This is a genomic window from Vibrio sp. S234-5, assembly GCF_000960595.1.
GTDB lineage: Bacteria > Pseudomonadota > Gammaproteobacteria > Enterobacterales > Vibrionaceae > Vibrio.
The window spans coordinates 56395-77486 of sequence record NZ_JZAM01000275.1 but is presented as its reverse complement, the minus strand read 5'-3'; the positions used below and the strand labels follow the sequence as shown (position 1 = coordinate 77486).

General features: G+C 47.8%; 17 protein-coding genes. 8 read left to right on the top strand and 9 right to left on the bottom strand.

Annotation, left to right across the window (positions count from 1 at the left end; translation table 11 throughout):
- The first annotated feature begins 50 nt into the window (after positions 1-50).
- A complete protein-coding gene (locus UF06_RS17065; protein ID WP_045571505.1) occupies positions 51-2858 on the top strand; it encodes an Hsp70 family protein in 2808 nt (935 codons plus the stop codon).
- Positions 2859-2922: 64 nt separating this feature from the next.
- On the opposite strand, the gene leuE is transcribed toward UF06_RS17065, so the two are convergent.
- From leuE to UF06_RS17050, 3 genes are all read right to left on the bottom strand, one after another.
- Entirely contained in the window at positions 2923-3564 is a 642-nt protein-coding gene (leuE, locus tag UF06_RS17060; RefSeq protein ID WP_039444137.1) for a leucine efflux protein LeuE, read from the bottom strand.
- Between the two features lie 94 nt (positions 3565-3658).
- Positions 3659-4156 (bottom strand): hypothetical protein, encoded by a 498-nt coding sequence (locus UF06_RS17055; RefSeq protein WP_045571504.1) that lies wholly within the window; start codon positions 4154-4156, stop codon positions 3659-3661.
- On the bottom strand, positions 4153-4485 hold the full coding sequence (locus UF06_RS17050) for a DUF805 domain-containing protein (RefSeq protein ID WP_045571503.1): 333 nt from the start codon (positions 4483-4485) through the stop codon (positions 4153-4155). The genes UF06_RS17055 and UF06_RS17050 overlap by 4 nt, the downstream gene beginning before the upstream one ends.
- 187 nt (positions 4486-4672) lie before the next feature.
- Between UF06_RS17050 and UF06_RS17045 the strand changes: the two genes are divergently transcribed.
- The 4 genes from UF06_RS17045 (at position 4673) to UF06_RS17030 (ending at position 8975) form a co-directional block, all read left to right on the top strand.
- On the top strand, positions 4673-5725 hold the full coding sequence (locus UF06_RS17045; RefSeq protein WP_045571502.1) for an AraC family transcriptional regulator: 1053 nt from the start codon (positions 4673-4675) through the stop codon (positions 5723-5725).
- 77 nt (positions 5726-5802) lie between these two features.
- Complete coding sequence (locus UF06_RS17040; RefSeq protein ID WP_045571501.1) at positions 5803-6489, top strand: DNA-3-methyladenine glycosylase I; 687 nt, start codon at positions 5803-5805, stop codon at positions 6487-6489.
- A 183-nt stretch (positions 6490-6672) separates the two neighbouring features.
- Positions 6673-7998 carry a sphingomyelin phosphodiesterase gene (locus tag UF06_RS17035; RefSeq protein WP_045571500.1) on the top strand — a complete coding sequence of 442 codons (1326 nt, stop codon included), beginning with the start codon at positions 6673-6675 and terminating at the stop codon, positions 7996-7998.
- Complete coding sequence (locus UF06_RS17030; protein WP_052702574.1) at positions 7998-8975, top strand: hypothetical protein; 978 nt, start codon at positions 7998-8000, stop codon at positions 8973-8975. Before UF06_RS17035 ends, UF06_RS17030 begins: the two co-directional genes overlap by 1 nt.
- Before the next feature lie 33 nt (positions 8976-9008).
- On the opposite strand, the gene UF06_RS17025 is transcribed toward UF06_RS17030, so the two are convergent.
- Positions 9009-10313 (bottom strand): diguanylate cyclase, encoded by a 1305-nt coding sequence (locus tag UF06_RS17025; RefSeq protein ID WP_045571499.1) that lies wholly within the window; start codon positions 10311-10313, stop codon positions 9009-9011.
- Positions 10310-11317 (bottom strand): ABC transporter substrate-binding protein, encoded by a 1008-nt coding sequence (locus UF06_RS17020; protein ID WP_045571498.1) that lies wholly within the window; start codon positions 11315-11317, stop codon positions 10310-10312. The genes UF06_RS17025 and UF06_RS17020 overlap by 4 nt, the downstream gene beginning before the upstream one ends.
- Before the next feature lie 1201 nt (positions 11318-12518).
- Between UF06_RS17020 and UF06_RS17015 the strand changes: the two genes are divergently transcribed.
- From UF06_RS17015 to UF06_RS17005, 3 genes are all read left to right on the top strand, one after another.
- The gene (locus tag UF06_RS17015; protein WP_045571497.1) at positions 12519-14261 is read left to right on the top strand and encodes an ABC transporter transmembrane domain-containing protein; all 1743 of its coding nucleotides are present in this window, start codon (positions 12519-12521) and stop codon (positions 14259-14261) included.
- A 3-nt stretch (positions 14262-14264) separates the two neighbouring features.
- A complete protein-coding gene (locus UF06_RS17010; protein ID WP_045571496.1) occupies positions 14265-16040 on the top strand; it encodes an ABC transporter transmembrane domain-containing protein in 1776 nt (591 codons plus the stop codon).
- 369 nt (positions 16041-16409) lie between these two features.
- Entirely contained in the window at positions 16410-16958 is a 549-nt protein-coding gene (locus UF06_RS17005) for a hypothetical protein (RefSeq protein WP_045571495.1), read from the top strand.
- A gap of 56 nt (positions 16959-17014) precedes the next feature.
- On the opposite strand, the gene UF06_RS17000 is transcribed toward UF06_RS17005, so the two are convergent.
- The 4 genes from UF06_RS17000 to UF06_RS16985 all read right to left on the bottom strand — a co-directional run bounded on the left by UF06_RS17000 (position 17015) and on the right by UF06_RS16985 (position 20693).
- Positions 17015-17236, bottom strand: coding sequence for a hypothetical protein (locus tag UF06_RS17000; RefSeq protein WP_045571494.1), 222 nt, complete (start codon positions 17234-17236; stop codon positions 17015-17017).
- A 145-nt stretch (positions 17237-17381) separates the two neighbouring features.
- The gene (locus UF06_RS16995; protein ID WP_045571493.1) at positions 17382-17858 is read right to left on the bottom strand and encodes a Dps family protein; all 477 of its coding nucleotides are present in this window, start codon (positions 17856-17858) and stop codon (positions 17382-17384) included.
- 150 nt (positions 17859-18008) lie between these two features.
- Positions 18009-19148 (bottom strand): HD domain-containing phosphohydrolase, encoded by a 1140-nt coding sequence (locus UF06_RS16990; protein WP_045571492.1) that lies wholly within the window; start codon positions 19146-19148, stop codon positions 18009-18011.
- 342 nt (positions 19149-19490) lie between these two features.
- Positions 19491-20693 carry an aromatic amino acid transport family protein gene (locus tag UF06_RS16985; protein ID WP_045571491.1) on the bottom strand — a complete coding sequence of 401 codons (1203 nt, stop codon included), beginning with the start codon at positions 20691-20693 and terminating at the stop codon, positions 19491-19493.
- Positions 20694-21092: the final 399 nt, after the last annotated feature.

Below are 21092 nucleotides of genomic sequence, written 5' to 3'. Positions count from 1 at the left end.
CGCAACGGCATCCCTATGGATGCCGTTTTTAAATCACTCAAGGACTTGTCATGACATCTCCTCGTTATCTCGTCGGTATCGATTTAGGCACCACCAATACTGTAGTGGCGTTTTGCGAACTGAGTGAGAATCTCCAAGACGCCCACGTCTCTCTTTTCGATATTGATCAGTTAATTGGTCCCGGTGAAGTGGTGCGCAAACCGCTGCTACCCTCTTTTCGCTATCACCCCGCAGAGGGACAAATTGCCCCAAGTGATCTCACCCTACCGTGGGATCACCACGCCGTTGCTGGCGATATTGCTAACGTCATCGTTGGTGAATGGGCACGCGAGCTCGGCGCCAAAGTGGAAGGCCGTCAAGTGTCCAGTGCCAAAAGCTGGCTGTCTCATCAGGCGGTTGACCGTCACTCAGAGATTTTGCCGTGGGCAGGCGCGAGCGACGTAGACAAAGTATCGCCCGTCATCGCCAGCGCCAGTTACCTCAATCACATTCGCCAAGCTTGGAACCATCGTCATCCGGGCAACAAGCTGGAACATCAGGAAGTGGTGGTCACTGTGCCCGCATCGTTTGATGAAACGGCGCGCAATCTCACTCTTGAAGCCGCACAGTTGGCAGGGCTTGGCAAAGTGCTCCTTTTGGAAGAGCCGCAAGCGGTGTGTTACGACTGGTACGCCCGCCACCAGCAAAATGCGGCCGAACAGCTCAAACATCTCCCACTGATTTTGGTGTGTGATGTCGGCGGTGGCACCACGGATCTCAGTTTGATCGAAGCCAAGTTCAACCAAGGCGAATTGGCTTTGGATCGCATTGGCGTCGGTGAGCACCTGATGCTCGGCGGCGACAACCTCGATTTAGCTTTGGCCCATTTAGCCGAGCAACGCTTTAACCAAGGCAAGAAGCTGAACGCTGCTAGCCTGAGCAAACTGATTCAGCAAACACGCAAAGCCAAAGAGCAGTTGCTGTCGGCACGCGCGCCAGAAGAGATGAAGATCACCATGCTTGGCAGCGGCTCAAAATTGCTCGGCGGTACACGCAGTGTTGCGCTTAGCAAACAAGAGGTACACCAAATCGCCCTTGATGGCTTCTTTCCTCTGTCTGATTTTGCTCAAACGCCGGATAAACGCCGCAGTGCGGTGGTGGAGTTTGGCCTGCCTTATGCGGCAGATCCTGCGGTCAGTAAGCACGTGGCGGAGTTCCTCAGCCAGCATCAGCAAGTCTCCTATGCTGCGCTTGGCCAAGAAGACACGAGCCAACCCGCCATTCCCGTTGGCCTACTGCTGAACGGTGGCGTGTTCAACAGTGAACTGGTGACGGCGCGCATGAGCGAATTGTTGACCCAGTGGTGCGGCTCACCCGTGACGGTGCTCGACAACCCGCACCCCGATTGGTCAGTGGCACTGGGCGCAGTGGCGTTTGCCAAAGCGCGGCGCGGCGCACAGCTGAAAATCGGCGGCGGCGCGGCGCGCTCTTATTTCTTGCATCTGCAAGAGAAAAACAAAATGGGCAAAGCGCTCTGTTTGTTGGCCAAAGGCAGTGAAGAGGGGCAAGAGATCCGCCTCACTGGGCGTCGCTTTGCCCTTACGCTCGGAGAACCTGTCCGCTTTGACTTGCTGACGTCCACCCACGACACCTTGACCAACCAAACCTCGATTCAAAATGGCGTGATGGTCAACGTCGATGCGGATATATTCGCTCCGCTTCCCCCCTACATCGTGACCTTGCAAAGTGATGGCGCCGATTTGCACGCCAATCAAAAAGAGCGGGTTGAAGTTCAGTTGGCGTGTCAGCTCACCGAAGTCGGTACGCTGAAAATGGAGTGTGTCAGCGTTGAAGATGACAGCAAACGCTGGGCATTAGAGTTTGAAGTGCGCAATAAAAAGGCGCAAGAGAGCGAACAAGTGGCGCTCAATCCTCGTCTGACCGATTGCAAGGAGCTGATTACTCGCCTGTATAGCGGCAATAAAAAAAGTGGCGAAGGCAACGAAATCAAAATACTTGCCAAAGAGTTGGAGAGAAAACTTGGCAAGCGCGATGAGTGGGATTTCGTCACCTTGCGGCAACTGTTTGATGCCTTTGCTCAAGGGCGCAAACGTCGCCGCCGCTCAGAGCAACATGAGAAGAACTGGCTACGATTGGCAGGCTTTGCCCTGCGTCCCGGCTTTGGCGATGCCACCGATTCTTGGCGTATTGAGCAGGTTTGGAGCCTGTACCAGCAAGGTATTCAATTTCAAAACCACCAAGGTTGGACCGATTGGTGGGTATTCTGGCGGCGCATCGCTGGCGGGCTCAACCAAGAGCAGCAAGAGACAATTTTGGCCGACATCGCTAAGTATCTGCATCCCGGCGCGATGAAAAGTCCACAAACCGCCAAGACTGCACAAGAGATGGGCTACGAGGCGATGGTTCGTCTTGCCGCCTCGCTAGAGCAGTTGGAAGTGGACGATAAGGTACTGCTGACCAGCTGGTTTTTAAGCAAAGCGCTTAACCACAACCAGCTTGAGCAAGCGCACTGGTGGGCAATTGGCCGCTTAGCATCGCGCACACCGCTGTACGCCAGCCAGCATCGCGTGATCCCTCGTGAGCAAGCGGAACAATGGCTGCCAAAACTGCTAGAGCAAAACTGGCAGAAAGAGCCGATGATCGCTTTTGCCGCGGTGATGATCTGTCGCAAAACGGGCGATCGCCAATTCGACATCAGCGATGATTACCGCCAGCAGGTGTTAAGCAAGCTCCAGCAAAGTAAAGTGCCCGACTCTTGGCTTACACTGGTCAGTGAAGTCAAAGATCTGTCTGAATCTGAATCAAAACGCGTATTTGGTGACGCCTTGCCAAGCGGTTTGCATTTGGTCAGTCACTGAGCTGTCACTCGTCCCGCAACTAAAACAGCCAGCGAGATGCTGGCTGTTTTTTGTCCTTAGGTGCTTAACTTAAACTGGCAAGTCGCGCTGCAAACCCCATAAACAGCAGCCCAAGCAACCCGTTGCCTAATTTGCTCAGTGTCTGATTGTTCTTAAACAGTTGCGTGAGCGAGGTACCGACAAAAATCAACACGCTCAGATAGACAATGCTGAACACCTCCAAAATCGTGGCAAGGATCAGGTACGAGATCCAAGTGTGTTCATAGGTGTAATCAATAAACTGAATAAAGAAGGAGACATAAAACAAGATCGCTTTCGGATTAGTCAGGCTCAAGGTGAGCGCTTTGGTAAACACCTTTTCCACTTTACGCGGACGCGCCACACCTTGATCATCTAATACAGGCTTTTGCCAATATTGTTGGATCAGTTTGAAGCCCAAATAGAGCAGATAAGCCGCCCCCAAGTATCGAATGATGGTGAATAGCAGCGGTGAGGTTTGGATCAAAGACGCCACGCCTAAATAAGAGAGCAGGATCAAAATCGCATCACCAACCAGTACACCCATCGCCGCTTTGTAGCCGGTTTTGATGCCAAAGGTCGAGCTGGATTTGAGCACATAGATAGAGTTGGGACCGGGGGCCAAAATGATCATCAGCAGCCCCAGCATATAGGTCCAAATATTAATCACACCAAAACTCTCAAACATGCACTGCCTCGCAAAAATGATTATGGGAAGCATGTTGTATAACGCAAAGTATCATTAAAGTCTATCCACCAATGGTCTGCCCTTATCGCACCTCTCACCAACAGCGCAGCAAACGCGAATCTCCGGTCAGCCAAGAGACCCAACGCCGCTTGGAATTGAGCACGAAACTCTCTTTGGCCTCAATCCCTTGCACAATATAGCCATCCGCCTGCGGCAATTTCGCGGCTTCTTCTCGCGGCCAAAAAACAAACCGCCATTGATCGCTCAGGATCCTTTCACCACTGAGTAAAGCGTGATTGAGCTTATCGCTCATGACTATAATTGACAGCCCAGCAGCTTCCTCAATTCCAAGCCCACTGTCGGTCACCTGTCCCACAGCGACTGGCACTGAGAGCGTGCAATGACGTCCGTGTTCATCCACATGTGTGTAGCGCCCATCGCCAACACGGCCACGCAGCCAGATCAACTCGCCTTGGTTCATTTTTCCGACAGAGACAACCCCAAACGCGCCTTGCGGTAAGATGTGCTCCATTTCGCCTTGGCCCCATGCTAGCGGAGCGAGCAATAACAGCAGAGTCAGATAAAACTTCATCCTGCACTCCTTTCTGTCGCAACAGGCCCTTCCAGCGTTAACCAATACAGCAGTAGCAAAGGGCCAAAAATTGGCAGCAGAAAAACCAAACACCACCAGCCAGAGCGCTCTATGTCATGTAAACGTCGCACCGTAATCGCGAGTAACGGCAGTAATGTCACGGCGCTGTAGAGCAGGTCAAACACACTCGCGTTTCGCCAAGCGATATCCAAGCCAATACACAACAACGTCAGTAAAAGATGGAACAACATAAACATCCAAAACTCTTCTCTCGATGTTCGCCCTGCAAAGTCCGCGTACTTTTGCCAAGCCAAAATATAGAACCGCATCACTCATCTCCTTTTAATCTGTGATGTGCTTATAGTGGTCAATGGGCAGGGCGAAAGCGTCCTAAATCCGGTTTTAGCACGTGGCAAAACCGGTATTGGTTCTTTAGGGCTATATTGTTCAGATTCAAAGCATTATGCTAAAGCGCTCCACTGACCGACACTGCACAAAGCCAAAACAGGACATTTCATGCTCGCCATTCCTATTCCTTTTGTTGTCTCTTTGCTGCTCGCGTTACTCGCGATCACCTTATATGTGCGCTTTGCCGAGCAAGCTAAAACCGCCTGCTGGTTTCTCATCCTTTGCGCTCTGACAACGGGTCTGGTTGGACTGCGTTGGAGTTTCAATCTGCCGCTCTTTGCTCTGCTTCAGCCCTTATTTGCTTCCTGCATTCCGGTATTTGCTTGGTACGCCTTTACCCATCTCAGCCACACGCAAACACTGACTCAATTTGCCGCCAAGCATTCAGTTGGGCCACTTTTGGTACTCGTCAGCGTGACCATTCAGTCGCTTTGGTATTTGCCGCTGGATGAAATTCTCACCGCCATTTATCTGGTTTACGGCATCGCGTTGGTACGTTACTCCGCCAAAGAAACACTGTTGATCCATGTTTCCTTCAGCAGTTGGGAAAGCGTGAAAAGAGCCGAGAATATTGCGGGCTGGATGCTGCTCTTTTCCGCGCTGATTGACAGTGCCATGTCGCTCGACTTTACCTACAACCAAGGCGCGTTGGCCCCGTTTATTTTGAGCATCGGGCACTTGGTGTTGCTCCCTGTTCTCTCTTTGGCGGTGATTCTGGTCGCGATGAACACCGCAAACCATGATGAGGCCGATGAACTTTCGGACAAAGAAACCAAACTCGAAGCGCCGCTGAATAACGCATCCAATCTCACCGCACAGCAAGCGCAAACCATTGTCATCGCACTCGATGAACTGATGAAAACGAAACACGCCTACCTAGATCCTGAGTTGACGCTGTCTAAACTGTCACGCAAATTGTGTGTTCCTGCCAAACAGATCTCCAGCGCGGTGAACCAAGTGAAGCAGAAAAACATCTCTCGTGTCATTAACGAATACCGAATCGAACACGCCAAGCAGGCGCTGCACAGCAGCGATGCTCCGATCACACAAATATTTATGAACTGTGGCTTTCAGACCAAGTCCAACTTTAATCGCGAGTTCTCTCGCCTCACTGGCATGACGCCCAGCCAGTACCGAAAAGCGGCGACACTTGCTGAGTAACTCGAGATTTTGCAAGCCTTCGCGAACGGATTGAGGCTCGCCATACCATAATCTCAACATGCAAAGGAGAATCGATTGTGCCTTTAGAAAAATTTGCCGCTATTTATCAGCGTGCTGCCGAGCGCAAAGGAGGCGAAGCGCAGCTCGAAGCACTACTGGGCAAACCGCTCAGTAGCGATGCAATTGCCGCCATCAGTGATGATCGCTGGTTGTCCGCTTTCAGTATGAAGATTTTTCAAAGCGGCATTTCATGGCAGGTGGTGCGCAATAAATGGCCCAATTTCGAGGAGGTGTTTTTCGGCTTTCGGATCGAGCCACTGCTGATGCTCTCCGACGAGCAGTGGGACGAAAAAGCCAGTGACACACGTATTATCCGTCACCATGCGAAAGTGATGTCGATTCGCGAAAACGCCCAAATGATCCATAGTGTCTCAACGCAGCACGGCTCATTCGGTCAAATGGTCGCCAACTGGCCTAAAGATGACATCACGGGGTTATTGTCGTTTTTGAAAAAACACGGCAGTCGACTAGGCGGCAACACTGGGCCGTACAGCCTTCGTCAACTCGGGGTCGACACCTTTATTCTTTCTGGTGATGTGGAGGCGTATCTGCGCAACGGTAAGGTGATTGAAGGTGGCAAGGAGACGAAAAAGAGCCAACAAGCCGTCAACCTCGCATTTGCCAAGTGGCAGCAAGAAAGCGGTCGCAGCTTAACCGTCATCAGTCAGACCATCGCCTTTAGTACTGGCGACAACCGCGTTTAGATAGCCCAAGTCATCCCCTCCTAGCTAAGCGCGGTGGCTATTTCGCGCTTAGCTAACACCGTCCTTTGTTTTATAAATCACTCCGATTCAAGCAATTATTTATAGTTGTCACAACTTTATAACATAGTTGTCATCACTATCTTCTAGATTATCCATCGATTTCAAACAGATAGGATAATGTAAATGGATATTTTCACTTTGCGAACCTTGCTACCTTTGTTGTGCAGCGCTCCTGTTTTGGCCGATACCGATGTCTACCTAACCAATAACAGCGACCAAACCTTGACGATTCAAGTACAACACAGCGGCTCAGATCGCCTCACTTTAGGTGACGAGTGGCTACAGCACACAGACCAAATTGGCCCTTGGGAAACCAAAGCGGTGATCAGTTTTAATCGTTGGACGGGAGTCAAAGCGGGCGAGCACTACCAATTTGATACCGTCGTCACCAACTTGCAAGGTGAAAGCGTCACACTACACCAAACCATGAATGGTCACTGGTACAACTCTTCCATTGAATACGGCGTGAGCGCGGCCGATGTTCCGCTCTCCTTACAACAGGATAGAGAAGTGCACCGTTTTCGCAGTGATGCCTTTGGCAATGCCAACACCGAATTGGTACTCAAGTCCGACGCCGCAGCCCGCTATGATGATCTCTGCTACACCATCACGCCCGCCAAATTGGACGAGCAAGTCGAGCCAAGCGGGCACACCTTAAAAATGATGACCTACAATATTTGGGCGTTGCCCGGCGTGGCATCGCATATCGGTGATCGTTTTTCGATTATTCCCAAACACGTGAAAGGCTACGACGTCTTAGCCTTGCAAGAAGTGTTTGCCAGCGGCCGCAGCGCTTTTTTACGAGAACTGGCCAAAGAGTATCCTTATCAAAGTAAGATGCTTGATAAAGAAGGCATCAATATCCACGATGGCGGTGTGGTGATCGTGAGTCGCTATCCTATTGTCAATCAAGCACAGTACGTCTTCCCTGATTGTAGTGGCACTGATTGCTTTGCGGACAAAGGGGTAAACTATGTTGAAGTGATCAAAAACGGTCAGGCGTATCATCTGTTCGCCACCCACACGGCTTCGTTTGATACCGATACCGCGCGCGAATATCGTCAGCGCCAGTTCAAACAGATCCGTGCATTGGCACAATCACTGAACATTCCTGCCGATGAAACTGTGGTTTACAGCGGTGATTTCAACGTCAACAAACTTAAGTTCCCGGGCGATTACCAACAGATGTTAGTGAACTTGAATGCGCTGGAGCCCCAATACTCAGGCTACACGGCGTCGACTTTCGATCCGCGCATTAATGACTTTGCTGGTGAAGCACTCTCTGGCGGTGAGAATGTCGAGTATCTCGATTATGTGTTGCTCAGCGCAGAGCATGCGAGCAAAACATCGAATGATAACCGCGTTGACGTGCCACGTTCCACCGATGCCAGATTGTGGAAACATTACAATCTTTCCGACCATTTCCCGGTGAGCGCGGTGATCAAGTAATGAATCGAACACGTGCTTTTTTCCTGCTCGTCCTTGTGGCGAGCTTGATTGTCGGCTGGCAATTTTGGCCGCACAACAAAGAACAAAGTGGGCTGCTAGCCTCACCTGCACTCATTTCCCCTACTGACGCCGCACAGGAAAGCAGCGCAAACTCAATTCCCCCCAACACCACAGAGACAAATCTGCCTTTTGCTCTTACAGCGCAAGCCGCTCAGCCCGCAAATTTGCTGCTTGATCCTAACAAGCTACGCGAACTACAAGGCCGTGCTTTACGTGAACAGTTAGAAAGTTTTTGGCGCGAATGTGTGCATAAACAAAATTGTGAAAAGCAGCTTGCTCAACTTCAAACCTCTCTGTCTGTCGAGTGGTTTCAACTGCTTCAAAACTTCCGCCAACGCAGCCGGCAATGGCAGGACGCACAGGCACACATGCCACTGGAGTCGCTCGATAGCCTCTCCCAGCGGATCGAGATGTTTAAAGAAAATGTGCTGGAGATTTGGGGCCCGCTGAGCGCTGTCCTTTTGGCCGATCAATTTGCCATATTGGAGTTTCGCCTAGACAGTGTGCCACTGACACAAATCGAAGCTAGCCAGTTTGTTGAGCAATATCAAAGCCTGATCGAGCGCTGGCAACAGCAGGGCGACGCGCTTGAATTTGAGGATAAGCAAACTCATTACGAGCGAGCACTGAGTTTGATTCCAAGCCACTATTCTGCGGACGAAAGAGAACAGATCCGCCAGACATTGGCCCAAAAGTACCTAAGCGATGAACAATCAAGCGAGATTGATTTTCGAGCTCAGCAGGAGCGTGAGCAAGAGAAACAAGTGGAAGACTACCAACGAGCCTTGGCGCAACTGAAAGCCAGCTTGGAAGAGCAGAGAACAAGACGCTACGCGAGTTGGGATGAGCCGCAGTGGCAAAACTACTATCAGCAGCAAATTGCCCATTTTCGCCGTGAGTTTTTTGCTACACCATAACGCCTTACTGTCCGGCAAAGCGCTCTGGCGCTGCTAAGAAATTTGCTTTTCTTCTGGGAAGAGGTAACTGCTCCAAATGAGTACCGACTCACTATTTTTTGCGCGGTACATATCTTCATCAGCCAGCTTCACCAAGTGGTTGATGGAGCGGGTTTGATCAGGATAAAAGCTGATACCAATACTGGGATAAACGTGCAGCTTTTCTCCGTTGAAATCGATCGGTTCACTGACCATGCGAGCAAACTGTTCTGCTTTTGGCAGTACGCCATTGTAGTCTTTCAGTAAATCGAGACACACGACAAACTCGTCCCCCCCAATGCGCCCCAAAATGTCGGTGTTGCGAAAGCAAACCTCCATGCGGCGCGCCACTTGGCGTAGTATTTCGTCTCCCGCATAGTGACCAAAGGTGTCGTTTATCTCTTTAAACTTGTTTAAATCAATAAACAGCAAGGCCATCTTTAATTCGGTACGATTCGCTTTCGCTGTGGCATTTTCTACCGCCGCCATAAAGGCGCGTCGATTATTCAACCCAGTCAGCGGGTCTTTCTCTGATAGGTATACCAACTGTTCTTTCTGTTCGCGAAGCTCCGCCGTTTGCCGCAACACTTCTTGCTCTAAATGCTCGCGAGTAACGGTACTCTGTTGTAAAGAGTCTTTCATCGAATTAAAACAATTCGCCATTACCGTGAACTCTTCATCCAGTTCTGTCGAGGTGATCCGGCTCTCCATATTTCCGCTGCGCATTTCATCTAGCCCTAACCGCAACACCTTAAAGCCTTTACGAAAGCGCTTTAACATCAGGTAAGTCACACTGCTGATCAATAGGGTAAAAAAAGCCAGTGAAAAACCACTGGTAAATACCGCTTTGCGCAACTTATTCAGTCGCTCTTCGAGAACATTACGCTGCAAAGCAGATAACTCCTCATCCATACTCTGCACTATCATGTTGTAACGGGAGTGCAGCAGTTCTTTCGCCTGCTGATTGGATCCAGCGAGATTTTTTTCATGCAGTAGCAGCCTTTCCAAAGTGTTGTTCATGCGTTCTAAATTAGTCATAACCTTTTGAAAACGCTTAGTATTGTGGATTTGCTCCGTCATTTTGTTCTGCGCAAGAGTCAGTTGAGTAAAGCTTTCGTCGTCTTTGTATTGCAGATAAAGCGAGAGCTGATTACGCAGCAGCTCTAAGTTGAATTGAGCTTGAGTAATAATCTCCATTTCGTTTTCAATATTCTTTTGCTCTTCAATCACATTCCACAATGAATGAGTCACCACTCCGACCAACAACACGGTGGAGAAGAAAAGCAAAGTGAGTTTGTATGAAAACGAACCTAACGTCATTTCACGTCTAATCCTTTACGCCTTTGCGCTTGTATTAATATATACCGATCAACAATCTGACGATAATCGGGCATTGGCCCTGTTACTAAACCTTTTTCAAGCGCCCAACGTGCCTGAACTTGTAAATTAGAGAGTAGCCCATTACCCAAAGAGAGTCGGTAGATGTAATCATTCCAAGACCAAGACAGTTGTTCAAGAGGGATATTCAAGTGATTGGCCACCCGTTTTTGTACCTCCAGCGGGTGAGCTTGAATCCACTCTTCTGCTTCTTCCAGCGCCAGCAGAATCCTGATGCTCTCATCCTGATAACGGGTAACATTCTCCCTTGTCGTCAATAAGTTAAATGACAGCTGGTAAATACCGGGAATACTGAGATCGACCACATCCACCCGGGGGTTGTTTTGCAATTGGTAACCCAGTGGCTCCCACACTGAAACCGCGTCGACCTCACCGCTGATCAAAATGTCATCCAATCTCGTGAAAGGGGCATATACTTTTTCCACTTTTGTCCCGGGGACATCACTGGACATGAGCATCGAGTCCAAGAAAAACTCACTGGCACTGGCCTTCACCACCCCGACCTTTTTCCCGTTCAAACCTGAGATTCGGTCAATGTCATTTTCAGCCAAGGTGAGCAGTTTAAGATCAAATCCTGACTCAACGAAACTGGCCAACATAACAAAATCGTCGCGTTTAAAACTTTCGAACATCACCACCGATTCCGAGGCGGTGGCAAAATCGACATTTTGCTCAAACAGAAAACGGGCGCACTCCACTCCTCCATAGCAGGGAATCACTTCTACCCTCACACCATATTTTGTAAACAGACCACGTTGCTGGGCAATAATCAAAGGAGCAGATAATGGGGTTTGCGAAACGCCCATTTTGAATACCACAGGATGAGGCAGGTGCGACTCAGTGTACTTCCACCGCGCCCCCGCGATAGCCACAACAGTCAGTAGAACGAGCAAAACGGCAATGAGCAGGTGTTTTCTCAAGATCATCTTTGCAGCCACATCTATACAATTCGTTTAATATAATCCTAGCTGCTTTTTTGTTGCTGTGAATTAAAATTTTTCCCACAGAGGACAATCAGCAACTAAGTGTTTAATAATTAACAATCAAATAGATGGAGTAATAGTATTATTTTTAACCTTTTGAAACGTAAGCTTGCAAATGGTTAAAACGAGCAAGTTAAGCACTTTTGCCTGCCTGATTCACTTTTGCGACATCTTATAAGTGAAGTCACCATCTAACCTGAGCGAATATCACATTCCGCCGCACTTTCTAAGCCACTCGGTTCACCGCGTTAGCAGGCAGTTGAAAACCACTACTGACTTTTAAATCAATTTAGATGGCGCATTTTCTCTAAAAGAATCACAAAATGTCTAATGATTCAGAAATGCGCCAAATATGTTGCAGATTTGTAATTTAACGGAATGTACCACTACTGCTCATCATAGACATCAAGTCGGCTTCCTTGAGACCCTGCCGTTAGCCCGCAACGCCCTTGTCATTCGGATTATCTTCTCCCAAGGGAAGATTCGGGTTTCTCTCAACCCGACGGGTTCGCCAGCTGCGCTGGGCAAACGAAAATCAGCGATCTCGTCGCTGCTTTTTACTCTCTGTCTCTGTCCTCTTTGCTTCCATTATATTTTCCTGAAACCTCATCAATTCTCAGCATTTGATCACATATTCTGACACTTTGATGTTATCAATTAGTAACATTGTGTCGTTTTTTTGCTCAGGATAAAAATCACCTTGTATTCGATGGATGAAACACAATAATTGAAGGTTCCAGCCCATCTTCCTCAGTGGCCTTTTTTGCTGAGAATGAAAAATAAACCGAACGAGTCACGCCAAAACAGCACATTGTTTCTGTCGTACTGGGCAATATTTAATTTCAACATAACAATAAATTAGAGACATTTTTGCGTAGAAACTTGCTTTCAACGCCCTTTCTTGTCTCATAGCCACACAACTCAACATTTTCTTATCCCGGTTAAAGGCTGTTCGACCTACTTTCAGCTCCGGATACAAAAGTCCAGACTCTCTGAGCGGAATTTGGTAGAGAGTGCGAAGCTCGACGCGATCTTGTACGGCATCACTCGAGCACCAAGCACTCTTTGCAAGACACACCGACGCAAACTTTTGCCACTAATGAGAGACTGGCGCGAATAACAACAGCAGGTGCAGGAGGCGCAGGTGAAAATTTTCTGGCAATTACGATGGTTCTTTAGGCTGAGGTGGAAACACTATTGTGGCTCAATACTGTTATTTATGATGATCTCGGCAATGCAATTGATCACACCAAAAGCGGTGGGCAATATCGTTGACGGGATTGTTGCCGATACCATGTCTACTGATGAGATGATGCAGTGGCTGGGTCTTCTGCTGCTGGTTTGGTTGGCCATTTATGTTTGCCGCATTTTGTGGCGTGTCTGGTTATTTGGCGCCAGCATTGAGCTTGGCACGATATTGCGCAATCGTCTTTATCAACATTTATCCACTCAGCCGCCCCGCTTCTTTGAACGTTATAAGACGGGCGACTTAATGGCGCGCGGCACCAACGATGTGAAAAACGTGGTGGTGACCGCTGGAGAAGGAGTACTCACTGCAGCCGATTCACTGATTACCGGCATCGCCGTATTGATCATCATGATTACCCAGATCAGTTGGAAGTTAACGCTGGTCGCTCTGCTGCCTATGCCCTTTCTTGGTATTGCGATTTTCTACATTGTGCGCATTCTCCATCAACGTTTTAAGGTCGCACAAGAAGCCTTCTCTGATATGTCGGATTTAACCCAAGAGTCATTAAACGGCGTGAGAATGTTGCGCGCGTTTGGTCTTGAGAATCAAGAGCAGCAACGCTTTGACGCCGTTGTGGAAGATACAGGCAACAAAAATATTGCCGTTGCCCGTGTCGACGCCCGTTTTGACCCAGCGATCCAACTGACGATCGGGCTCTCTTTTTTCCTCAGTATCAGCGTCGGCGCGTACTTGGTGCATCATCAAGAAATCACGCTGGGCGATCTCACTGCATTCACCATGTATCTTGGCTTGATGATTTGGCCGATGCTGGCATTTGCTTTCTTGTTCAACATTCTCGAACGTGGTTCTGCTGCCTGGGATCGTCTAGAAGAGATCTTTGTGCAGAAACCAGAGATAGTGAGCGGTAATGATTCGCTCCCCACAGAGCCTCAGCCTCTGCATGTCAACATTGAGAGCTACCATTGGAGCGAAGATCTCCCTGCTACGCTCAGCCAATGCCACTTTACTGTCACTCCAGGTGTAATGCTTGGCATCGCTGGCCCCGTTGGCAGTGGCAAATCCACCTTGCTTTCGCTGCTGCTGCGCCAGCAAGAGATGCAGCACGGTGATATTCGCTATGGGCAAGTCGCGCTGAAAAACGCAGACCTTGAACAGTGGCGTAGCAAATTTGCCGTGGTCAGCCAGTCACCGTTTCTGTTTTCCTGCTCTATCTTTGAAAATATTGCGTTGGGCTGCCCCAATGCTTCTAAAGAAGAGGTCTTTCGCGCGGCAAAGCTAGCCTGTATCCATGACGACATCCTTAAGTTTCCTGATGGCTATGACACCGAAGTGGGTGAAAAAGGCATCACACTCTCTGGCGGGCAAAAACAGCGTATCGCCATCGCTCGCGCGATGTTACTCAATGCGGAAATTTTGATTTTAGATGACGCACTTTCTGCGGTCGACGGGCGCACAGAGCATCAAATTCTCCGCAACTTGGAGCAACATTATCGCCACCAGTCGCTGATCGTGATCGCCCATCGTCTCACCGCTTTAGAAAAAGCCAATGAGATTGTGGTGCTAAACCATGGCCATATTGTTGAAAGGGGCACGCATAAAGCACTGCTGGATAATCACGCCTGGTATGCCGAAATGTACCGCTACCAGCAATTAGAACAAGCCATGGAGGAGGCATAAGCAATGAAATCCACTACCTTAAAACGTCTGTTTGCTTATCCGTTGGCTCAACCCAAAGCGATGCTGACTGGGCTACTGTTTTTGTTCATTGCCGCACTCGCCAACGCAGGCGGCCCTTGGTTAATTCAATATTTTATTGATGAACACATCACCAAAGATAGCTATACCCAATCGGTTTTACTGACCTTGGTAGCAAGCTATCTTGGGCTGTTGATCTGCTCGGCACTCTTTCAATATTTGCAAGGTTTGCAATTCAACATTGTGGCCACGCATATCATTAAGACCATCCGACGTCAGGCGTTCAATAAAGTAATTCGTCAGCCGCTGTCAGCGTTTGACTATACACCGACTGGCAAACTGGTTTCCCGCTTAACCAATGACACGGAATCTCTGCAGCAATTTTACGAACTGCTGATCGCCTCGGTGGTGAAAAACTTAGTCATGATTGTGGTGATGTTGGCTGTTATGTTTATTTTAAGCTGGAAACTCACCTTAGTGGTTTTAGTGCTGCTGCCGATCGTCGTTGCCTTTATGGCTTTATTTCAAAAACTTAGTACGAGTTCATATCGGTTGATGCGCGATTTACAGACCGACATCAACGGCAACCTCAGTGAATCGATTCAAGGTATGGGCGTGATTCAACTGATGCGCCAAGAGAAGCGTTTTAACCAGCAGTTCAACCAGTTGACTGACGCGCACCTGAAAGCGGGCAAAAAAGTCATCACACTCAACGGCGTGTTGCTACGCCCTTTAATGGACTTGCTCTCGGGCATTACTCTTCTTACTCTGGTGGCGATTTTCGGTTACAGCGGAGTTGAAATGATTGGTGTCGGGGTTTTGTATGCTTTCATTAGCTATCTTGGCCGTATCACCGAACCCTTGATTGAGATGACGCAGCAACTTGCGCTGCTTCAGCAAGCCTTAGTTGCCAGTGAGCGAATTTTTGAAATGATTGACGCACCGGAACAAACCTACGGCAGTGATAACCAAGCACTTGCTACGGGAAGCATCCAGATCGCAGGGCTCAATTTTAGCTACGATGGCAAACAGCAAGTGCTCAAAGAGATCAATATTGACGTCCCTCATCAAAGTTTTGTCGCTTTAGTCGGCCATACTGGTAGCGGAAAAAGTACTTTGGCTTCATTGCTGATGGGATTCTATCCGCTTAGCGAGGGTACATTAAAGATTGATGGCCGCCCACTCTCTTCGCTCAGTAAGGAAGTGTTACGCAGAGACGTTGCGATGGTGCAGCAAGATCCGCACATTTTGCCCACATCCGTCAGAGAAAATATTGCCCTAGGGCGCGACGTAAGCGATGAAATGATTTGGCAATCTCTAGAGCAAGTGGGCCTTGCTGAACAGGTACGACGCTACCCAGCAGGTATTAAGACTCAGTTGGGCCAAGGTGAAACCAATCTTTCTGCCGGTCAGAAGCAGTTGTTGGCCATGGCAAGGGTGTTGATTGCTAAGCCAAAAATTCTGATCTTAGACGAAGCAACCGCCAACATCGACTCAGGCACCGAAGCTTTGATCCAACGCAGCCTGGCAGCACTGCGTCATGATATGACACTGGTCGTTATCGCCCATCGTCTTTCCACCATCCTCGATGCAGATCAGATAGTCGTGCTGCATCATGGCGATTTGGTCGAGTCCGGTAGCCACAAACAATTGCTTGCAATGAAAGGCCGCTACGCGCAAATGTACCAGTTGCAGCAAGCGAACCAACACATCAAAGAGATAGAGAAGCAGGAAGAGGAACAACTCGAACAAGTGTCTTAAAACTATCACGGGTGCGCCAAGAATCACTTAAGGAGTCTTGGCGCCTTGCTTAGTGCGTATTAATCTATCATCAAAGCGACCGCTTATCTTCGCATTAAAACTACGCCTATCTACTTAAACCGACGTATCCCGATCCAAACCCACTGATTCTTGGAAACATCTTTTCTCTCGCCATCTGACAGGCAACTATTGTACAATAGTTGAGCTTCACAGAGTTAACGTCGCAGCAGTACGGCTTAAGTTGCTGCTAGCCATTTGTTATATCCAGTTGGTTGAAGCCCAATGTTTTTCGCAAAATACTGACTACAATGAAAAACAGGTTGTTATTCTCATTTTCAATCACATCAACAACTATTGTGTATTGTGTCCATGAACGAAGACAAATTTACTCATATTTATCGCTTGCCTGGCTCACTGCAAATTCGCATCGCTAAATGGCAACAAACGTTCCGCGGTACGTCGGATCTTGTGCTGCATGACGCCCTAACGGTACGTAACCAGCAGTATCAAAAGCCCGATTTTTTCCCTAAAGGATGGTGTATTCCTTTGGTCGATGAAGCGGAAATCTCCATTACACATCATGGTAAGTATATCCAAACTGCGATGCGTACTATGGTGGATCGAAAAGTCTCATATAAACGGGTATTTTTATCACGTTTTCCACTAGAACAGGCACAAGAACTGCTCATCCAATATAAAAAAGAGTGGATCAAGAAACACAACCAAGTTGCGAGAAAATACAATCAGATCAAGAAGAAAGAGTTCATGAGTTTCGCTTGGGAAGAATTGGAAACACTCTACCCTTCCATTCCAAAAGAGAAATTCGATAAAGCGCTCTGGAACCATCAGGTATTAAAAGAATTCGGACCAGAGAAAAAATACAGTAATCCCTATTTTGTCAAGAAAGCCGATTTCTGACAGCCATAAAAAAGCCGCAATTTAATTTGCGGCTCTAGCTAAAGTTAGGGTTGACGTTAATGTTGTTGTTGATGTTCACGATGGCCAAATTCTGTTTGTTGATAAATGTTTGCCAGAGATTTCGGTTTGTTTATCCGGCGTTTCGTTTTAGGACAAAAAACCTCTTGCTCTTGCTCACTGATCGCCTGTTCATGTTCTTTTGCAGATTGAACAAAATCAGGGTTAGACATAGCTTGTTGACGCAGCCGATTTACACGTTCTAAGGTTTCCCACAACATCGCGTTACCTCCTCCAAGAACCTGTTCATACATCCAGTATAGTACTGGATGTTATTTCGTCAACCCACACTGATTATTTATAAGTTTTTTGTGCAAGCCTCTTGCGGACAGCTTGCACGGGTTATCGATTGCTCTTACGCCTTTCTTATTGCAAATAAGCATTAAGCATCCAAACGAGTTTTTCTTGCTCACGAATGTAGTCACTCATCTGCGAAGCGGTACCTTCGTCATCCGCTTCACTCGCTTGCTTGAGCAGCTCACGCTGCTGATGCACTATGGTCGTAAAACCATTGAGTAGACCCGCGACACACTCCTCACCAGTTAAAGCATTTTTATGCTCTTTGATCACACTGTACGCAAGGTAGTCACTAAAGCCATGAACCGGAGTAAAACCTAAGGTCAGAATACGCTCAGCAAGCTCATCGATTTTAGTTTGCAGATCGGTGTAGATCTCCTCAAACTTTGCGTGTAGTTCAAAAAATTGCGGTCCTTTAATATTCCAGTGATATCCGCGGGTATTCATGTAAAACACCTGATAGTTTGACAGTAAGGTGTTGAGTTGTTTGGCCAGTTGCAGCGCTGCTTGTTGTTCAAGCCCAATTAAATTTGTTTTGTCAGTCATAGTAGTCACCTTCTTATCCGTGCTGAGTGAGAAATCTTTTTCTCTTTAACAACCATTCTATGCTGATCAATAAAGAAGACAAAAACGATTAAATCTATTCATTCAATCGTTTTTGCCTATTTAAAGAGCCTATTTTGCGTGCGCGCTGAATTAATAAAAGCCATCTTTGGGATCGTGCTCAGGAAAACGTGCCACGATCTGCTTTAGTTGATCTTGATGTTCTCTCAAAGCGTTGACACAAGCCTTGTCGAGTTTGCCTTCCGCGACCATTTTTTCCATTTCCAGCAACGCATGGGTGATAGACCAAGCTTGCCGATAAGGCCTATGAGTGGTTAACGCGTCGAAAATATTGGCCGCCGACACGACTCGCGCTACCGGCGGGATTTGGTCGCCCTGCAATCCAAATGGATAACCAGAGCCATCAAGGAACTCGTGATGATAAGCCATCACTTGCGTCAACAGTGTGATACTCGGATGGTGTGGATTTCCCAATGATTCAATGATCTTATCCATTATCTCAACGCCACTTTCGATGTGATTACGCATTTTCGACGTTTCACTGCCATCAAGATTGGCGGTTTTACACAAAAGATCGATGGCGAGGTTTACCTTGCCAATATCGTGGAAACGAGAAAACAGGCACAAGTGCTCGATCGTTTCATCGTCAAAATCCCACACATCTGCTGTTTCATTGGCAATAATACGGGTGTAACGGCTGATTCTTTCTTTATGTGCCAGTGAGTCTTTGTTGTAGGAAGGCGATAAGGCTTGGGTTTTCTCCGCGCACTTGGCAATCGCATGAACGATTTGGTATTCGGAGAAAATGGCAAATTGGATGATGTCAAAATAGGGCTTCATCTTTTCCACCAGCTCTGGGGTAAACGCCGCCACTTTTCTCGAATTGACAAATAGAAAGCCGATAAATTTATCTTGTTCAAAACAGGGAACCGCAATCGAAGAGCGGTAACCGGACTCGATCAAGGCTTTGACATGTACGCTCGGGGAGAGCTCGATGAGGTCATCAATAATGCGGTAGCTTTTCTCGTTAACGCAGCGAGTTAGGGCTGGGAAGTCGTCCAAATGTGCGCGGTAGTGAGCCAGTTCCGTTGAAGCGTTGCTGTCAGCATACGTTTTTAGCAGGCTATTCTCTTGGTCGAAAACAGCAAAAGAGACACGCTCAATACTGGCATCGTGCACTTGCATTCTATGCAGTATGCCTTTGAGCTGATCATTCAATGATGAAGCATGATAAAAATACGCACAGTTGCTTGAATCACTCCACAGGTCCATCTCTTTGCTCCTTTGCCTGACACAAAATCACCGAGAAACGATTCCAGGGTATCAATTTGTGTTTCCCCACTCTTGATAAGTTTAGGCGCAAACCACGAGCTTATCCTGATGAAAGTGAGCGAAAATAGGAGATATTTGATCATGGTAAAATCAAATAGATGGAATGGATTGCAATAACTTCATTTTTATTGCGAACGTAAAAGCCAAATAGTGAAATAAATGCTTCGTCTTACTGCTTAGTCTTATCAAGTGGGAGCAGAGGAAAACCTTTCGCGCGTGGTAAAGGTAGGCAAATAACAAAGCGGTGGTTAAGTGTTGACTCAACCACCGCTTTCATCGCGTTTATCCCAGTGAAGGTAAAACGCCTAAACTTATCAAGATTTGCGCTGCCACAATCAACACACCTACACCACCGGTTAGCATCAGGGAAACTTGCCCACCAACAACACGATATGCCCGTTGTGGGCTCTGCTTTCTCACTTTATTGACCATCGCCACTGGCAGAAAAATAGCCAATACGGTCAGCGCAATCGCGGCATAGCCCAGCGCGGTAATGAACCCTTGCGGATAGAACAGCGCAAAACCCAACGGTGGCGTAAAGGTCACAACCGCTGCTATCACGCGATTGGGATTTCCTTGCTGCTTTTTCAACGTGTCACCAAGGAACTCAAACAGACCCAGACTGACGCCAAGGAAGGAAGTCAGAAGCGCGAGATCAGCAAACACTCCCACCAACGTGCCCAACTGCGATTGATGTACGGTGATCGCAAGCTGTGCAATCAAGCCACTAAGCGCAGAATTGGCAAGCAAATCATCTTGCTTTACTACCCCAAGCGTCACAATCTGCCAGAAGATGTAAATCACTAATGGGATCAAAGAGCCAAACAAAATCGCTTTGCGCAAAGAGCCTGTATCGCCATCGAGGTAACGAACAATCGCCGGAATACTGCCGTGAAAACCAAACGAAGTGAATATTACTGGAATCGACGCCACCACTAAACCTTGTTCGAGCGGCATACTCAGCAAATAAGCCTGACTCACATTCGGCGCTAGGAAGAACAACACAGCAATCATGGCGACGATTTTGAGCGTAAAGAGCACTCGGTTAACTTTGTCTACCGTACTGGTTCCAATCGTCACTATGGTCGCAACCAGCAGCGTAAATAGCGTGGTCGCAATCGCACTGTCGACTTGCACGCCAAACCACTGAGTCACTCGGGTCGCAAATTGTGCACCACCACCTGCAATATAGGCAGCGCAAAGCGCATAGAAGAGAAACAACATCGAGAAGCTTGCAATCAACTTGCCCTTAGGGCCGAGAATTTGTTTTGCCAAGGTATGCAAGGTCGCGTTGCTTTGCGCTTCTTGATGAACTTCCACCATCAGCAAAGCAGTGAATGACATCAGCGCCCACAGCGATACCATGATCATCAAAGAAATAGAAAAACCAATCCCCGCAGAAGCCAGTGGCAAGGCCAACATACCCGCACCAATGGTTGTGCCGGCAATGATCAAAGTACTACCAAAAATCTTTGAACTATGCATATGTGTATTCTTTTATTTACACTAAAAGGATATTTTGCAGAGATTGATGATGAAAAATCGCCGTTCAACCTTGCAAAACGCTAGAGTGACGGCGATTTTGTAGTATCTATGATTAGAGATCAAGAGAAATGTAATGATTTGAAACCACAGATGTAATGATAAATTTACACCATAGAGTTACTGAGCAAAAAAAACAGCATGAGGCTGCACATGGATTTCTATTGGTAGAGAGCCGACCACCTCACCTGCAAAGGTAAACCAGAATAAGCGTGCAGCGATTTAAGCAAAGTCGCCTAGTAGCGAAACAAGGTTGTCCAATCAGAATGTTAACGCTTTGTGATCAAGTTCTTTGTTTTCTTTTCTTGTCCTGATAAAGAATCTCCACTCGATAAGTAAAAA

Coding starts and splice junctions, on each gene's coding strand:
- UF06_RS17005 (WP_045571495.1), top strand. CDS start 16,410: ATGAACGAAGACAAATTTACTCATATTTATCGCTTGCCTGGCTCACTG.
- UF06_RS17055 (WP_045571504.1), bottom strand. CDS start 4,156: ATGAAGTTTTATCTGACTCTGCTGTTATTGCTCGCTCCGCTAGCATGG.
- UF06_RS17045 (WP_045571502.1), top strand. CDS start 4,673: ATGCTCGCCATTCCTATTCCTTTTGTTGTCTCTTTGCTGCTCGCGTTA.
- UF06_RS17025 (WP_045571499.1), bottom strand. CDS start 10,313: ATGACGTTAGGTTCGTTTTCATACAAACTCACTTTGCTTTTCTTCTCC.
- UF06_RS17020 (WP_045571498.1), bottom strand. CDS start 11,317: ATGATCTTGAGAAAACACCTGCTCATTGCCGTTTTGCTCGTTCTACTG.
- UF06_RS16995 (WP_045571493.1), bottom strand. CDS start 17,858: ATGACTGACAAAACAAATTTAATTGGGCTTGAACAACAAGCAGCGCTG.
- UF06_RS16985 (WP_045571491.1), bottom strand. CDS start 20,693: ATGCATAGTTCAAAGATTTTTGGTAGTACTTTGATCATTGCCGGCACA.
- leuE (WP_039444137.1), bottom strand. CDS start 3,564: ATGTTTGAGAGTTTTGGTGTGATTAATATTTGGACCTATATGCTGGGG.
- UF06_RS17035 (WP_045571500.1), top strand. CDS start 6,673: ATGGATATTTTCACTTTGCGAACCTTGCTACCTTTGTTGTGCAGCGCT.
- UF06_RS17050 (WP_045571503.1), bottom strand. CDS start 4,485: ATGCGGTTCTATATTTTGGCTTGGCAAAAGTACGCGGACTTTGCAGGG.
- UF06_RS17000 (WP_045571494.1), bottom strand. CDS start 17,236: ATGTTGTGGGAAACCTTAGAACGTGTAAATCGGCTGCGTCAACAAGCT.
- UF06_RS17065 (WP_045571505.1), top strand. CDS start 51: ATGACATCTCCTCGTTATCTCGTCGGTATCGATTTAGGCACCACCAAT.
- UF06_RS17030 (WP_052702574.1), top strand. CDS start 7,998: ATGAATCGAACACGTGCTTTTTTCCTGCTCGTCCTTGTGGCGAGCTTG.
- UF06_RS16990 (WP_045571492.1), bottom strand. CDS start 19,148: ATGGACCTGTGGAGTGATTCAAGCAACTGTGCGTATTTTTATCATGCT.
- UF06_RS17010 (WP_045571496.1), top strand. CDS start 14,265: ATGAAATCCACTACCTTAAAACGTCTGTTTGCTTATCCGTTGGCTCAA.